The 14,969-nt window shown below is 36.8% G+C and carries 16 protein-coding genes and 1 other RNA gene; 14 read left to right on the top strand and 3 right to left on the bottom strand.

Features of this window, described 5'->3' with window-relative positions:
• Positions 1–73 precede the first annotated feature (73 nt).
• Positions 74–1,786 (top strand): ABC1 kinase family protein, encoded by a 1,713-nt coding sequence (locus ACMAZI_RS00305; protein WP_412474005.1) that lies wholly within the window; start codon positions 74–76, stop codon positions 1,784–1,786.
• 4 nt (positions 1,787–1,790) lie between these two features.
• On the opposite strand, the gene ACMAZI_RS00300 is transcribed toward ACMAZI_RS00305, so the two are convergent.
• Positions 1,791–2,783 (bottom strand): GNAT family N-acetyltransferase, encoded by a 993-nt coding sequence (locus ACMAZI_RS00300; RefSeq protein ID WP_412474006.1) that lies wholly within the window; start codon positions 2,781–2,783, stop codon positions 1,791–1,793.
• Between the two features lie 243 nt (positions 2,784–3,026).
• Here ACMAZI_RS00300 and ACMAZI_RS00295 point away from each other — a divergent pair, with 243 nt between their 5' ends.
• The 3 genes from ACMAZI_RS00295 to ACMAZI_RS00285 all read left to right on the top strand — a co-directional run bounded on the left by ACMAZI_RS00295 (position 3,027) and on the right by ACMAZI_RS00285 (position 6,030).
• Complete coding sequence (locus ACMAZI_RS00295; protein WP_114706168.1) at positions 3,027–3,875, top strand: flagellin; 849 nt, start codon at positions 3,027–3,029, stop codon at positions 3,873–3,875.
• 243 nt (positions 3,876–4,118) lie between these two features.
• Complete coding sequence (locus tag ACMAZI_RS00290; protein ID WP_114706169.1) at positions 4,119–4,952, top strand: flagellin; 834 nt, start codon at positions 4,119–4,121, stop codon at positions 4,950–4,952.
• 97 nt (positions 4,953–5,049) lie between these two features.
• Positions 5,050–6,030, top strand: a complete 981-nt coding sequence (locus ACMAZI_RS00285) for a sugar nucleotide-binding protein (protein ID WP_133296891.1) — start codon at positions 5,050–5,052, stop codon at positions 6,028–6,030.
• A 2-nt stretch (positions 6,031–6,032) separates the two neighbouring features.
• Here ACMAZI_RS00285 and ACMAZI_RS00280 read toward each other — a convergent pair whose 3' ends face one another.
• Both ACMAZI_RS00280 and ssrS read right to left on the bottom strand, forming a co-directional pair.
• The gene (locus tag ACMAZI_RS00280; protein ID WP_114706171.1) at positions 6,033–6,563 is read right to left on the bottom strand and encodes a hypothetical protein; all 531 of its coding nucleotides are present in this window, start codon (positions 6,561–6,563) and stop codon (positions 6,033–6,035) included.
• Between the two features lie 79 nt (positions 6,564–6,642).
• Positions 6,643–6,816, bottom strand: a non-coding RNA gene (gene ssrS / locus ACMAZI_RS00275) — 6S RNA.
• 234 nt (positions 6,817–7,050) lie between these two features.
• Here ssrS and ACMAZI_RS00270 point away from each other — a divergent pair.
• The 10 genes from ACMAZI_RS00270 (at position 7,051) to ACMAZI_RS00225 (ending at position 14,964) form a co-directional block, all read left to right on the top strand.
• Complete coding sequence (locus ACMAZI_RS00270) at positions 7,051–7,242, top strand: Flp family type IVb pilin (RefSeq protein WP_114706172.1); 192 nt, start codon at positions 7,051–7,053, stop codon at positions 7,240–7,242.
• A 90-nt stretch (positions 7,243–7,332) separates the two neighbouring features.
• Positions 7,333–7,545 (top strand): Flp family type IVb pilin, encoded by a 213-nt coding sequence (locus ACMAZI_RS00265; RefSeq protein ID WP_114706173.1) that lies wholly within the window; start codon positions 7,333–7,335, stop codon positions 7,543–7,545.
• Between the two features lie 6 nt (positions 7,546–7,551).
• A complete protein-coding gene (locus tag ACMAZI_RS00260; RefSeq protein ID WP_114706174.1) occupies positions 7,552–8,058 on the top strand; it encodes a prepilin peptidase in 507 nt (168 codons plus the stop codon).
• Positions 8,028–8,336, top strand: a complete 309-nt coding sequence (locus ACMAZI_RS00255; RefSeq protein WP_114706175.1) for a hypothetical protein — start codon at positions 8,028–8,030, stop codon at positions 8,334–8,336. Before ACMAZI_RS00260 ends, ACMAZI_RS00255 begins: the two co-directional genes overlap by 31 nt.
• Entirely contained in the window at positions 8,329–8,850 is a 522-nt protein-coding gene (locus ACMAZI_RS00250; RefSeq protein ID WP_412474007.1) for a hypothetical protein, read from the top strand. Before ACMAZI_RS00255 ends, ACMAZI_RS00250 begins: the two co-directional genes overlap by 8 nt.
• Positions 8,851–9,366: a hypothetical protein gene (locus ACMAZI_RS00245; protein ID WP_114706177.1), complete on the top strand. Its 516-nt coding sequence runs from the start codon at positions 8,851–8,853 to the stop codon at positions 9,364–9,366.
• A gap of 103 nt (positions 9,367–9,469) precedes the next feature.
• Entirely contained in the window at positions 9,470–10,285 is an 816-nt protein-coding gene (cpaB, locus tag ACMAZI_RS00240) for a Flp pilus assembly protein CpaB (RefSeq protein WP_114706178.1), read from the top strand.
• Positions 10,286–10,326: 41 nt separating this feature from the next.
• Positions 10,327–11,811 carry a pilus assembly protein N-terminal domain-containing protein gene (locus tag ACMAZI_RS00235; RefSeq protein ID WP_158536806.1) on the top strand — a complete coding sequence of 495 codons (1,485 nt, stop codon included), beginning with the start codon at positions 10,327–10,329 and terminating at the stop codon, positions 11,809–11,811.
• Positions 11,811–14,057 carry an ATPase, T2SS/T4P/T4SS family gene (locus ACMAZI_RS00230; RefSeq protein ID WP_334677716.1) on the top strand — a complete coding sequence of 749 codons (2,247 nt, stop codon included), beginning with the start codon at positions 11,811–11,813 and terminating at the stop codon, positions 14,055–14,057. The genes ACMAZI_RS00235 and ACMAZI_RS00230 overlap by 1 nt, the downstream gene beginning before the upstream one ends.
• A 16-nt stretch (positions 14,058–14,073) precedes the next feature.
• Positions 14,074–14,964, top strand: coding sequence for a type II secretion system F family protein (locus tag ACMAZI_RS00225; protein WP_114706181.1), 891 nt, complete (start codon positions 14,074–14,076; stop codon positions 14,962–14,964).
• Positions 14,965–14,969 lie beyond the last annotated feature (5 nt).

The raw sequence follows: 14,969 nt of genomic DNA, 5'->3' as shown, positions 1-14,969 counted from the left end.
TTTCTGGCAATAGGGCTATGCACCTTTTGTCGTTAGCGTGATAAAATACTATAATTTTAAGAAAGGATATTGTGTGGGGCTAATTACAACTAGTTTTAAGATTACTAAAACCATTAGAAATATCTCTCGATTACGAGAGATTGCAACAGTTTTTGCTAAGAATGGACTAGATGAATTTATTTCACAGAATGTTCTAAATATTATTCCAAATTTTGTATTTCCTAAAAAAAGTGAAAAAATAAAACAATTACCAGAACATGATAATTCTTGGGGCGATGTTATGGGATATCGCCTGAAATTGTGTTTTGAAGAGTTAGGACCTGCATTTGTTAAATTTGGACAACTATTAAGTACACGTGAAGATATATTTGATGAAGACTTTATCAAACATATGAAAAAGCTTCGCGATCAAGTTAAGCCTCTGCCTTTTTCAAGTGTAAAGGATGAAGCCGAAAGGTCTCTTGGAAAGAAAGTAGAGGAGATATTTAAGTCAATAGAAGATAAACCAATTGGAACGGCCTCTATTGGTCTCGTCTATAAAGCTGAGCTTTTAACAGGCGAAAAAGTTGTTTTAAAAGTTAAAAGACCAAAAATTGATAGGCTAATTGAAACAGATCTTTCAATTCTTATTTTTCTGGCCAATCAAGCAGAAAGAGCAACAGATGAAATTAAGTTTCTGGGCTTCTCAAATGTTTTAGAAGATTTTTCATATTCATTACAAAGTGAATTAAACTTCAATGTTGAAGCCTTAAATTGTCAGAAGCTTAAGAAAGTTATTGCTAAATATGATGAGAAAGAAATTTTCTATCTTCCAAAAGTTTATAACGAGTACACATCTGAAGATCTTCTTGTAATGGAGCTGATAGAGGGGATATCTTTTAGTGACTCAGTTGAAATAAAGAAGCACATCTCTCGCTTAGAGCCAAAAATAGATGAAAGTTTAAGTATCTTTATGCGTTGTTTTCTTAACGAAGGATTCTTTCATGCTGACCTTCATGGTGGGAATTTCTTCTTTTTAGAAAATGATCAAATTGCACTGATTGATTTTGGACTAGTTGGGAGTTTATCAAAAACAGGCCGTCAGAACTTTATTGCAATTATTTATGCTATCTTAACGCAGAATTTTGAAAATCTCGTTTATGAGTTTTTAGATGTCGCTATTTATAATGATGTGCCAGATGTCGATAAATTAATTGTCGATATAAAGAATGCAATTGGTCCTCAGATTGGATTAACAATTCAGCAAACAAACTTTGCTCTTATCATTCGTTCCATAATTACAACTTTAAGAGAATATCATATCTTTTTACCAAGAGAGTGGTTTGTCGTCTTCCGAGCATTAATAACTTTAGATGGTGTAGGGAAGTCATTAGATCTTGATTTTGATATCTTTAATCTTTTAGAGGGAGATATTAATGAGATCATTCAAGAAAGCTTCTCAACAGAAAGTTTTGTTGAAGATGGGATGTGGATCGCAAAAGATCTTTTAGGAGCTTCGCGAGTGATACCACGTCACTTCAAATGGTTTTTAAAAGAGTTCTCTAAAAATAATTACGCAATTAAAGTTAGACATAAAGGAATTTGGAAACCAATTCTATCTGTTGCTAGTTCAGTACGCCTTTTGTCATTTTACATACTAGGTGGAATTCTTTTTTTTGCAGGTAAAAGTTTTGTGTCCCAACATTATTTAACAAATCGTGACCTCTTAGATTATCCAACGATTACGTTAGTTTTATGGGCCGCTTCATTATTTTCAATTGGCTACGGTTCACTAAGGCATCGATAATAGTTTAGATACTATCAGCACCAGTTATGTAAATAGAAGGTAATAGATGGCCAATCTCTTGAGCTTTTCCTGGTCCAAATAAGATTGTTAAGATTTCATTTTGATCAATTTGATAAGGCCTCATTTCGATTTTAAGCTCATCTCTTTTTATCTCAATAGACCCTTTACTTAACTTGTGGATAAACTTTGAAAATATATCCTCATTAATAATTTTTCCCCAAGCGAGATGAATAAAGAAAGAATCTTCATCCAATGTGCTTGGATTAAGAAGTTGGAGAGGCTTAAATTTCTTTAATTCTTTTTTATTAGAAGAAAAAGAAACTTCATGAATTATTCCTTTTAAGTCCTGTCCTTTCTCAAAAAATAAATATTCATTATTATCTTTATTTCTAAATAGCTTCATTGAAGATATTTGCTTGATATCTCTCCAGTCATTAAGTGTTCTTTTTATTGATATCGTATTCTTATAAGACTGATTATATAATTCATTTAATTGACTTAGTTGAGAATCACTATAGTTTGCAATATTGTCTTTTTGATAACCTCTTTTGATAATCTCTCCTTCAGTAACAGTCTTTTCTCCTATTACAGAAGTGAGTCCGAATTGGCGAAAGCCTAGCTTTTGATAGAAGTCATTCTTATCAGACCAGAGAATAATCATTGAATACTTATCTTTATATAGCTTACATATATATTCATATAACTTCTTAAATTGCCCCTGACCTTGGAATTCCTTCTTTGTAAAGATTCCTCCAAGAAGAAGTACATTAATATTTGCATCATTATAATGTAGTGTTACGGGACGAACTCCAATATGAGCAATCAGCTCTCTATTATCATTTAGAAGTAAGTGGCAATTTTCAAGATTACTATCTTTTATAAGTTGATGAAAATCGATAGCGAAAGAATTCTCTTCATTATATTGAAAAGCATCTTCGATTTCATTTAGAACTTCGCTCTTGTACTGTGAATGTTTCTTTAAATTCGTGAAAATCATGTCTATTTATTTTACATTTTTTTTGAAGATTGATGTTGAGTGAAATACTCCGCTTTTCTTGATGCCCATTAATACTGACTTCTTTGTCTAACTAGGCAAAAAAGTTCGTATAAGAATTAGACAAATTTTTTCTAAAGAGTTTCATATTTCTAGCGATAAGGAGTTGTAACAATTGTACAGCTGTATGGATTTCAGCTGACTGACAGGAAGGAATCTTGTCGGTACCCAGTCAAGGAGGATAGAATGGGACTACGAATTAACACGAACGTTGCATCTCTAAACGCACAGAGGAACCTACGTGGAACACGTCTTGGTATGCAACAATCTCTAGAAAAATTATCATCAGGTCAAAGAATCAACAGAGCAGGTGACGATGCCGCAGGTCTAGCGATTTCTGAAAACTTAAAGGCACAAATTAGAGGTCTTGGACAAGCAGAAAGAAACGCAGAAGATGGGATCTCTTTAGTTCAAATTGCTGAAGGGGCTTTAGGGGAAGTTTCAAACATCCTAATCCGTCTTAGAGAACTGTCTGTACAAGCCGCTTCGGATACTATCGGTTCAACAGAAAGAAAGTTTCTTAACGTTGAATTTGAGCAACTTACATCAGAAATTGATCGTATTGCTAACTCAACAGAATTCAATAGAGTACCACTACTAAATGGTACAGGTGCAGTTTTTGATATTCAGATCGGGACGCGTAATGACCCTATATCTGACCGTCTAACATTCGACGCTTCATCAGCAGATGTTAACGTCGCTGCCCTAGGTCTTAACCTTGCATCAGTTGCTGATAAGATTTCTGCACAGAACTCTCTATCATCAATCGATCAAGCAATTATTTCAGTTTCTGGTATTAGAGCAGACTTTGGTGCCCTTCAAAACAGACTTCAATCAACGGTAAACAATATCGCAACGTCGATTGAAAACTTAAGTGCAGCAAATTCTCGTGTAAGAGACACAGATGTCGCAGCAGAAACTGCAAACTTAACGAAACAAAATATTTTAATGACTGCCGGTACTTCGGTTCTTGCGCAAGCGAACACAAGTACAAATAGTGCACTAAGCTTAATCCAGGCAGCATCTCAAGGGTAATAATCCCTGAGATCGCCGGATGGCAAAGTGATTAAAAACTAATTTAAACGGAGTCAATATGCAAACTACTGGATAGCTAAGTAAAAGCAATGACAGACTGCAACCTTGATTTGCTTGTTAATACAATACAAGAGGAATGATTGGTTTATCCGTAGAAGCATTATTTAATTATTAACGAATTTATTGAGCTGGACGCTCAATTATCAAACAGGAGGTTTATATGATGATTGAAGGAGACTAATCATGGGAATCAGAATTAATACAAATGTGGCATCAATCGCAGCACAAAGAGCAATGTCACTTACAAATAAAAGAGTTGGAGATAACTTAAGAAAACTATCATCAGGTGAACGTATTACGAGGGCCGGTGATGACGCCGCTGGACTGGCAATTAGTGAAAACTTAAAAGCACAGATCAGAGGTATGAGGCAAGCAAAGAGAAACGCAAACGATGCTATCTCTCTTGTCCAAGTAGCAGAAGGTGGATTAAATGAAGTATCAAATATTATCATTCGTCTTAGAGAGCTTGCAGTGCAGACTTCCTCTGACACGATCGGTGATACTGAACGATCATTTTCAGACATCGAATTCCAACAGCTTAAAGAAGAGATCGACAGAATTGCTAAGTCGACTAACTTTAACGGAGTTCAGCTACTGGATGGAACAGGTGGTAGACTTGAGTTTCAAGTCGGGATTCACAATGATCCAACGCTCGATCGACTCACGTACGACGCAGCAGGATCAGACGCAACAATTACCGCTCTTGGGCTTGCCGCTGACAGTATCGCAACTAAAGAAGGATCTCAATCCGTTCTTAAGAAACTTGATGATGCGTTGGTTGAAATCAACGGGCAGCGTGCAAATATGGGTGCGCTCCAAAACCGACTTTCGTCAACTGTTAACAACTTGGGAATTAGCGATGAGAACCTAAGTGCAGCTAAATCGCGAATAAGAGATGTGGACGTGGCCAAGGAAACAGCAGATATGGCCAAAAATAACATCCTTATTCAGGCGGGAGCCTCTGTTCTTGGACAGGCAAACCAAGTGCCGAATGTGGCATTAAAACTAATTGGATAAATCAATCATATAGGCGACTATGGTCCTGAATAGGACATAGTTGCCTCCTCTTATTTCTACTTATCAATTTTTTCATCTTACCCTTATAATAAAGACTATGAGTGAACTTAAACCTAAGACTATTCTAATCTTTGGGATCTCTTCTTTTGTAGGATCATCTTTAGCGGAATTCTTTAAAAGAGACTACAAAGTCGTGGGGACATATTGTCAAAACCCCGTATCAATTAGGGGAATTACGACTTTGCCTTGTGATGTTTTAAATAAGCAAGAAGTTCAACTTGTCCTTTATACTTTTAAGCCAGATATCACTATATATGCTGTAGGGAAGTCGTCAATTGTAGATTGCGCACTTTCTGAAAGAAGTGCCGACGCATTGAATACGAGTGGTCTATTTAACGTTTCAGATTCTTGTCAGCGCTATAAGTCTCAAGTTGTTTATCTTTCTTCCAACTTTGTTTTCTCTGGTGAGTCTGATGAATATATGGAACTTGATATTCCTGATGCGACAACTACATATGGAAAGACTCAAGCAGCTGCTGAGTTTTATATTCAAAAATCATCTTTAAACTATTTAATCTTTCGCGTGTGTCGATTATACGGTCGTGGTGGCGTGCACACTCGAAGAAATCTCTTTGAAAAGATACAGTATAAGCTACATTTGAGAGAGGAGTTTGAACTCGATGATTATGTTAAGACAGGCTTTCTCGATGTGGACTACTTAGGGATGGTTATAAAAATCTGTATTGAAAGAAAGCTTAAAAATAGATTATTGCAAATAAGCTCATCTGACTTTATGTCGACCTATGCATTTGGAAAGCTATATTGTGAAAAGTTTCACGAACCTGCAAAGTTAATTAGTTCAGGAAAATGGCCTTATCCGATTATGAGCAGTGCTAAAGTTGGAGATAATCATAGTGGTTATCTAAACTTTAATATGAATATTGCCAATGCCGAAGGCTATCTTCACTTAAGACTTCCAACGGTCGAAGAATCACTTGAGTATTCTGCGCAAAAAATGCGAACGCTTGCTGATAACAAAGAAGCATCAGAGTCTAAGGATTCAATCAACTATATTTAAGTCTATCTTGCAGATAATTTTATGAATTCACTAAGGTAGTGCTTCACTAATGCATCACAATTAACTTCTTCATTCTCAAATCGCCATGTAATTTGATTAAAAGGACCAATATGAGCGCGAATTTCGTGAAGATTTCCTGCTCCGTGGTTTTGCGATTCACTCATTCTGGCACTAAAGATGTCTTTTCCATTTGCTAAGAACCCAATTGAAATTAAATCATCAGACTTTCTAGCAAAAATAAGACGTAGTGAGTTGCGATAGATCATGAAGTCATTAATCGTATTAGCAATCTTAAAGATTTTAATCGTATTAGTGTCACCACGATATTCATTGAATTTATGGACATAGATCTCAAAGAGATCTCTTAATTTATTCATAAAATTAACAGATGACTCTTCTAGCTGAAAAGCTGGGTTTAAATGATCATTGAAACTTACGACACCGCTCTCATCCATATTGATCTCTTCAAGAGCGAGATTTTCGATCCATTTCGTTGATACTTCCGTGTTTCTTTCGAATTTTGTAATATCCATAACTTAAATTCTACTAGATATTGGCGATTTGAAAAGATTTTTTTGAAATGCGTAATAATAAAGGGCATTTTGGAGATGTGAATGAGCTAGATGAGCGATTTGAAAGTTTCCGCCCGTCATGTGACAGGTGGATGCAGTGATAATCACTTTAGGCTTCCCACTGATTCATGGGCCTGCTCACCGTAACCAGTGACCGCTTCCTTTCTAAGCTTTGTAGGGCGAAACAACTTTATAGATGCCCATCTAGCTCACCCATAAATTATACCCGAAATTTGTAAACGGCAACAGAAATAGGCACATTTAAATCACCTTGACGATAGTATTTTCAGTTATTTATGAACATAAACCTAAAATATTAGGCTCTGTGAATGCGAGGTGTTAAAATAAACTTAAGAAAAGTTAAAGCTCTGGGCCATTTCAGCCGAAAAGTTGAGATAGTTACTGAGTTTTGTCCCCACGTTTGGGGTTAATTGAAAGGAGTGCAACAATGAAAACCTTACTAGCGTTTCTTAAAGACGAAGAAGGTCAAACATCAACAGAGTATATCTTACTTGTTGCTGTTGCTGCGATGTTAGTTATGAAGTTTAGAGAGAAAGCTTCTCAAGGGATTGAACAGCTTACAGATGGTGTATTTGGTAATACATCTAATCTACTGCAAGATCTCCAAGGCGGTAATTAATATATTTCCCCGCTCCCCAGTTTCTTCTAGGGAGCGGAGGAAAATCTTTCTCACCAACTTCAAAGTCGTACTTAATGTAAAATATTAAGTATGTTACGTCAGTCACAAAGCGGTCAGGCTTTAATCGAGTATATATTTATCTTAGCTTTCTTTGCGGGAATTTCTATTGCTATGGCAAGAGGGATTGGTACGTATACTACTGGCTTCTTTAAAAGTTTTGCATTTCATTTATCGCAAGAACTCTCTACTGGAGCATGCCCAAGAGGTTGCTGGCATTCACCTTTTGTAAATGGAAATGAGTAATTCGATATGCCAGTTAGTGTTTTTATTTTTCTTCTCGTTCAATTAATTTATATTTCTTATATTGATATACAATCAAGAAAAATAGCCAATGCATGGTCAATTGGTAATATCTTTCTCTTTATTGTGTTGTTATTCTTCTTTCCAAATTCTTATAACCTAAGTGTTCAAACTTTTCTTTTTCCATTGGGGATATTTTGTGCCGGTTTTCTTCTTTTTATTTTAAAGATAATGGGAGGGGGAGACTCGAAATATCTAGCAAGTTTGTTTCTTATTATTCCTGTTGAAATTCAAGAACAAGCATTCATCTCTTTGGCCGTTGTTACAGTGATTGTGGGGCTATCCGTATTTATTACTAATATACTCAAGAATTGGGATTTTATAGTAAAGGCTTTCAAAGAAGGTAACCTGTTTCAGATAAAACGTATATTTGGGAAGAAATTTGCATTTGCTCCTGTTATACTAGTTTCATGGATTTTTCTAGGATGGAAAATAAAAGAACTCATTTACTTCTAAATAAGAAGGGGCAATCAACAGTAGAGTATATTCTGCTCTTTGTTGTCGTCACGACTTTTGCCATGACAATATTTAAAAGTGATGCCTTTCAGGACATGATTGGTGAAGGTATGTTTGGGACACTTGCAAGATCAATGGAGTACTCTGCTCGTTATGGAACGAAGGGAACTGTAGATGGTTATGGAAGTAATTACTCAAATCCAAGACACCCATTATATTATAATGAAGCAAAAGGGCAGACGCATTTCTTCTCACCAAGAGAGCCTTATAATGAATAAGTTATCAAAGAATAATAAAGGTCAGTCGACGATTGAATTCTTATCGACATTCACTTTTGTGATCGCCTTCTTCTTTGTGTTTGCTAAAATTGGCCTAAACTTTACGCATTCTTATTTACTACAATATGCAAATTTTATGGCCTCTCGTGCATACCTTGTTGCAGATAATAAGATACCTGGTGATAGCTTAGCACGCTCAAAGGCAAACCAGGTTTTTCAATCTTATAATGTTGTTAATTGTGGTCCTGACTGTGCTTTAAAGTTCAACTCTAAACAAACAACAGACTGGTTTTTAACAGGTACTTACTTAGATTATAAAACAAAGTTTTCTCTAATGAAGGTTTTAACTGGTGATATCGATATGAGCTTTCGTATTGAATCATTTTTGGGAAAAGAGCCCACCATTAGAGAATGCCTAGTGCGTGTTTGTCAGTCGTTTTCGGAAGTTACGACAGCAAGTGGCGCTGGAAATTGTTCAAGTACACTGACAACAATTTACGATAATGGATGTTAATTGAAGAAGAATAGTTACAAAGACATATTCAACAATGAAGAAGGTCAGGCATTATTTGAGGCCATGATATTCATTCCTATCCTTCTCTACCTAGTTGTAATGATGATCACAATCGGTAACTCCATTAACACTGCAATTAATCACAATAAAGCAGCTCGTACTTATACTTTCTATATTATGCGAGGAAATTCTGATGCATCCGGAAATTTCGATATTAATCGACTAAATGGAACATTAAGTGAACTTGGTAACTTTATGATTGGTTGGAGTGATGAAATGGGTGGCGCTGGTGGAGAAAGTCCGATAGCTCCTACTTTTCAAATCCCAACACTGCCATGGGCCCCAGCAGCTGAGGAAAATTGTCAAGATAGAGGTGATCCAGAGGATACGACATGTATAAAAGTGTTCACTTTATTTGGTGTTTGCGGAGAAACATTTAATAAAACAGGTGATGTTTTATTTAGAAATACAGATCCTGGTATTGCCACACTAAATTCGTCGTGTAATTTCAAGTAGAATTACCTCACTTGAAGTAGCCAAAAATGCCTCTTGGCCACCAACTCCTTGTTTTTTGATAAAATATTAACTGATTACTTAACTAAGTAAAGCAGGATGTTTTATGAATACAAGAGCTTTTACCCTGGCCCTAGTTATTGCAATGGTCGCAATGTTTATGGTCCATACATATATTGAAGACCAGCAGTCAGCGCTAATTAAAAAGTACGGAACAATGAGTTCTGTTCTCGTTGCAAAAGAAGATATTCGAGAGTTCGATCTACTAGATGAAACGAAGGTTTCGATTGTAACTGTTCCTCAGAAGTTCTTAGCACCCGGAAGTTTTAAAACAGTTAAAGAAATTGAAAATACAATTGCCACTGTTCCTATTTTAAAAGGGGAGCAAATCACAAAACCTCGTGTAACTTATCCAGGAGAGAGTACTGGACTTTCTAGAGAAGTTACTGTTGGTATGAGGGCCATCGCATTCCAAGTTGATGAAAGAAGTTCTGTAGGAAAACTTATTCGTCCAGGTGATCGTGTCGATGTACTTGCACCGATGGATTACACTGGTGGAGCGAGAATGGATCGTCAAAAAATTGTAACGATTCTACAAGATGTAAGAGTTCTATCAACAGGTAAAAGTGTATCTAATAATATTCCACTCATTGGTGTAAAGACGGCCGATGTCGTTCGAAAAATGAAGCTTAATACTTATTCAAATTATACAACAGTAACGCTTGAATTAAGTCCATTCCAAGCACAAAAGCTAACACACCTTTATCTCTTCCAATCAAATAAACCGATCTTAACTTTAAGAAATATTAATGATGGAGAGAAACAACTAATTGAAGGAACAAGGCTATACGATATTTTATCAGATGCAGATCGTAACGAGGCAAGAGCTTACTTTAATGAAAAGTATAAGAAGAAAAATTAATGTATATATTTAAAATCTTAATCATATTCTCAATGACTTTTATGAGTTTTGCGCAGCAAAGCTCTTCAGGTATTGGTGTACAAGAAGAAAAAGTCGAAGTTGTTCTGGGTATTGATAAAGTACTTCCAATAGACTTTCGTATTACTTCAAGAAGTGTTCAAGTTGCAAATCAAAGAATCTTAAAAGTACAACCTGTAAATACAGCAGCAGGAACTAGTGAGCTTGTTTTAAAAGGTGAAGCCCCTGGTATTACTTCCGTGACAGTTCGAGATCGCCTTGGTGCTATCAAAAAGAGATACCTTGTTACGGTAACAGCAACAGAAAAGTCAAAACTTATCTCTGAAATTAAAGAGCAATTAGGGCCAATTGAAGGGCTTGAAATTAACCTTCGTGGTGGAAAAGTCTTTGTTGAAGGAAAGATCATTGTTCCAGGTGATATTGGTCGAATTGTAAAAGTATTAGAAGATTACCCTGATGTGAAAAACTTAGTTGAAGTTTCACCTCAAACCTATTTGATTATTTCTCGAGAAATGCAAGAAGGATTACGTCGTAATAATTTAAAAGATGTAACAGTTAGGTTTTTTAATAACTCTTATCTACTTGAAGGGATTGTAAATTCAGAAGAAGAAAGTGCTCTTGCAGTGAAAATTGCGGCCACTTATTTACCGGATCGTATCGAGAGTTTAGCAAGACGTACTGACTCGGTTCAACAGTTGGGTCGTGATGAAATTATTAAAAACTTTCTTGCAATTAATAGAAAACCACAACCACCTCAGCCTTCAAAGCTTATTAAGATTACAGCTCAATTCGTCGAGTTGTCTAAAGATTATAATCGAGTCTTTGGCTTTAAGTGGAATCCAAGCGTTGGAACCACTGGTGGTCAGATTATTTTTGGCCGTGGTGAAAACGGGGGAACAATTACAACTTCTTCAAGTGGAAACTTCGGTGGAACAATAAATCAATTATTTCCTAAGCTAAGTTCTGCTAAGGCCGCTGGATATGCACGTATTGTTCAATCTGGAATGGTGATTACAAAAGATGGTGAAAAAGCCAAGCTCTCTAAAGGTTCAGAAAGAAATGTTGCGGTAGGTACTGGAGAGTTTCAACAGGCAAAAGTAATTGAAGCTGGCTTTAACTTAGACGTAACACCAAAGATTCTTCAAGAAGAGAAGATCAATCTCGATATTGTCCTAGGTGTTTCTTCTTCACAAGGTGCAGATAAACAAACAAATTCATTAGATACAAAGTTAATTGTTAAATCAAGAGAGTCAGCTGTTGTAGGTGGTATTTCCATTAATAAGACAGCAACAGAATACGATAAAGATCCTCCAGATGGTGTTTCAAGTACTCAGAGTGATGACTCTGACTCATCAGTTCAGACATTTTCATTATTCTCATTTGTCCGTTCAAAAGATGTTTCAAAGTCAAAGGAACAATTTGTTGTTTTTATTACTCCTGAGATTATTGAAAGTGCATCAACTGGAACTGAGGATATAAAAAGAAAGTTTAGAAAGAGGGGGCCATAATGGCCGAAGGTCATATTATAGCAGTTATTGGTGGTAAAGGCGGTGTCGGTAAGTCACAGGTCGCCACGAATTTAGCATTTGCTTTTAGTGGTGAAAAACGCTCAAAAACACTTTTATTGGACTTCGATCAAAAGGCCAGTGGAGATTTAAATCTTCTAACTGGAATAAAGACTAATAAGAACTTAAAAGATCTTTTCAGTTTTAATGGGAATATCGATCCTCGCTCCTTCCAACCATTCGTTAATATGCATCCAAGTGGTGTTCATTATATTGGTTTGCCAAATGATCCCGTTGCAACCGAAGGGATGAGTGTTGATAACGCTGGTAAGGTGTTAAAAGCTGCAAAAAATATGTATCCCACTACGATAATTGATGTGGGAACTGAGATTAATGATTTAACAGCTAAAGCTTTAGAGCACGCTACAATGATCCTTGTGGTTATTACACCGGATCTTTTAGCACTTAATCAAACAAAGCGCATGGTTTCAGAACTGATTACCATGATGTTTCCAAAAGAGATGATTCATTTTGTCTTTAATCAGGCACAAAAAGGTCATCCAGTCTCTGCTGATGTTGCAGGTAAGTCTGTGGGAAGGCCAGTATTAGCTCAAGTTCCAAAAGATGATCAAACTTGTGCAATGGCCTTAAATCAAAAGAAGCCAATCATGCTGGCAGCAAAGAATAGTGCTTTTGCAAAAGGTATTATCGAGTTAACTCGTACTATTAATGGTAAGGGAATTCTCAATCAGCTTGCTAAGCTAAATAAACCATCGGGTGTGGGTGTAAAGAAAGAGCGTTCAGCAACTGGTGCAGAGGCCAATTCATGGAGAGATTTAAAACTTCGAATTCATAAGGCCCTTGTCGAAGAGATGGATCTCTCAAAAGATGATGATAACGATCCTAAAGCTAAAATTATTCTAAAAGAAAAAACAAAGAAGATTGTTATTGAGCTTCTTGGCAAAGAAGATACAAAGGGAATTGTTAATAATCGCGATGAAATGAATAGTATTGTTAAGGAGATTTTGGATGAGGCCCTAGGTCTTGGTCCTTTAGAGGATCTCCTTGCTGACCCACTTATTTCTGAGATTATGGTAGTTGGCCCTAGTAAAATTTATTATGAAGAAGATGGGAAGGTTAAGCTTTCAAAAGTGACCTTTTCCAATGATAGACAAGTTCTAAATGTAATTGAAAGAATCGTAGCACCTATTGGTCGTCGTATTGATGAGAAGACTCCATATGTTGATGCTCGATTACATGATGGTTCAAGGGTTCACGCTATCATCCCTCCCTCTGCCATTGATGGGTGTTGTATTACAATTCGTAAATTCCCTGAAGAAAGGCTAACTCATAAGCACCTTGTGCAATACGGGTCGATTACTCAGAACATGGCCGACTTTATGAGAATTGCCGTTGAAGGGCATAAGAATATTATTGTCTCTGGTGGTACCGGTTCTGGTAAGACGACACTTGTAAATGTTTTAGGAAGTTTTATTCAAGCAAACGAGCGTATTATTACTTGTGAGGACTCTGCCGAGCTTAGTTTTCCTCAAGAGCACGTTGTTCGACTTGAAACAAGACCTCCGTCACTTGAAGGTGATGGTGAAATTGATATTCGCTGTCTCGTTAAGCAGTGTCTGAGAATGCGTCCCGAAAGAATTGTCGTTGGTGAGTGTCGTGGTGGTGAAACTCTTGATATGTTACAGGCCATGGGGACAGGTCACGATGGTTCGCTTACAACGGTTCACTCGAATAATCCAAGAGAGTGTATTGGAAGAATTGAAACCCTTGTTCAATACGCAGGAGCAGGACTTACGCCAAAGGCCATTCGCGATATGATTGCTAATGCAGTTCACCTTATTATTCAGGCATCAAGACTTGATGATGGTTCAAGAAAGATTACCCATATTACAGAAATTGGAGGAATCCAAGGTGATGTCGTAACACTACAAGATATTTTCTTATTTCAACAAAAAGATATTGATAAGAATGGGAAGATTATTGGATCCCATCAAGCAACAGGATTTATTCCTAAGTTTATCGAAACACTAGAAAGACAAGGTTATAATATCCCACGAGGTTTATTTTCTAATACTCCTAGTGGAGGAGCGCCAGGACAAAAGCCGGCAGCACCGCCAAAGGCCCCTGGGAATCGTCCACCACAAAAGGGACAAAAGCCAGGGCAAAGACCACCACAAGGTAAACCACAACAGCGTCCAGGTGTCCCACCGGTGAAGAAGAAAGCTTAAGGTAGAGGTTTAAACAATGAGTTTCTTTATTGAATTATTAGGTCGAAATGGAATGATAGCCTTCATAGGTCTTATCTTCTTTCTATTTTGTTACCGCTATTCAGTTGGGATCTTTGACCTCATCGAGAAGCAGACTTTCGGAACGCGTACATATATTTTAGAAAAGTTTGAATTACTCTTTATTGATGTAAAACCTGAGCATGTCACATATGCTCTTTTGGCCTTATCTTTTGGACTTGGAACACTGACATTACTTATTTTTGGTGTTTTTGGAAAATGGGGAATCGGTGCATTTGTAGGTTTAATCCTCGGTTTTATCGGATTTAAGGCACCAAAGCCAATTGTTGACTATATGGTCAATAAGAGAGTTACAGATTACCAAAATCAAATGGTCGATGGCCTAACGCTTTTATCAAATGGTCTTAGGGCCGGTTTATCTGTTCCACAGGCCTTAGGAATGGTTGTGGATGAGATGCCACCACCTATTTCTCAAGAGTTCGGTGTTATCCTTCAACAGAACCGAGTAGGGGTAACTTTAGAGGAGTGCTTCGAAAACTTGGCAGCTAGAGTACCAACACAAGACAATGATATGTTCGTTTCAAGTGTTAATATTTTACGCGAAACAGGTGGTAATCTTGCCGAAGTTTTTGACACTATCGTCTCTGTTATTCGTGAAAGGATTCGTTTAAAGCAGAAAATTGATACTGCTACGGCCCAGGGAAAGTTCCAAGGACTGACTATTGCGGCCATGCCCTTTGTCATTCTAGCTATTTTCTCATCAAATGACCCAAGTCTATTACCGAAGATGTTTTCGACACCAATAGGGATTGTCTTATTTGTAGTCGCATGTATTTTAGACGGTATTGGGACCTACATTATCCTCCAAATCGTAAAAATCAAGGAATAAAGTTA

Source organism: Halobacteriovorax sp. YZS-3-1, assembly GCF_047084945.1.
In the GTDB taxonomy this organism is placed as follows: Bacteria; Bdellovibrionota; Bacteriovoracia; order Bacteriovoracales; family Bacteriovoracaceae; genus Halobacteriovorax_A; species Halobacteriovorax_A vibrionivorans.
The sequence above is the reverse complement of the archived record's forward strand: the minus strand, read 5'-3'. Positions and strand labels throughout refer to the sequence as shown.

Excerpts from the sequence above, each read along its gene's own strand:
- ACMAZI_RS00235 (WP_158536806.1), top strand. The coding sequence starts at position 10,327 with ATGAGTTTTGCGCAGCAAAGCTCTTCAGGTATTGGTGTACAAGAAGAA.
- cpaB (WP_114706178.1), top strand. The coding sequence starts at position 9,470 with ATGAATACAAGAGCTTTTACCCTGGCCCTAGTTATTGCAATGGTCGCA.
- ACMAZI_RS00285 (WP_133296891.1), top strand. The coding sequence starts at position 5,050 with ATGAGTGAACTTAAACCTAAGACTATTCTAATCTTTGGGATCTCTTCT.
- ACMAZI_RS00250 (WP_412474007.1), top strand. The coding sequence starts at position 8,329 with ATGAATAAGTTATCAAAGAATAATAAAGGTCAGTCGACGATTGAATTC.
- ACMAZI_RS00230 (WP_334677716.1), top strand. The coding sequence starts at position 11,811 with ATGGCCGAAGGTCATATTATAGCAGTTATTGGTGGTAAAGGCGGTGTC.
- ACMAZI_RS00280 (WP_114706171.1), bottom strand. The coding sequence starts at position 6,563 with ATGGATATTACAAAATTCGAAAGAAACACGGAAGTATCAACGAAATGG.
- ACMAZI_RS00225 (WP_114706181.1), top strand. The coding sequence starts at position 14,074 with ATGAGTTTCTTTATTGAATTATTAGGTCGAAATGGAATGATAGCCTTC.
- ACMAZI_RS00295 (WP_114706168.1), top strand. The coding sequence starts at position 3,027 with ATGGGACTACGAATTAACACGAACGTTGCATCTCTAAACGCACAGAGG.
- ACMAZI_RS00265 (WP_114706173.1), top strand. The coding sequence starts at position 7,333 with ATGTTACGTCAGTCACAAAGCGGTCAGGCTTTAATCGAGTATATATTT.
- ACMAZI_RS00290 (WP_114706169.1), top strand. The coding sequence starts at position 4,119 with ATGGGAATCAGAATTAATACAAATGTGGCATCAATCGCAGCACAAAGA.
- ACMAZI_RS00300 (WP_412474006.1), bottom strand. The coding sequence starts at position 2,783 with ATGATTTTCACGAATTTAAAGAAACATTCACAGTACAAGAGCGAAGTT.
- ACMAZI_RS00255 (WP_114706175.1), top strand. The coding sequence starts at position 8,028 with ATGGAAAATAAAAGAACTCATTTACTTCTAAATAAGAAGGGGCAATCA.
- ACMAZI_RS00270 (WP_114706172.1), top strand. The coding sequence starts at position 7,051 with ATGAAAACCTTACTAGCGTTTCTTAAAGACGAAGAAGGTCAAACATCA.
- ACMAZI_RS00260 (WP_114706174.1), top strand. The coding sequence starts at position 7,552 with ATGCCAGTTAGTGTTTTTATTTTTCTTCTCGTTCAATTAATTTATATT.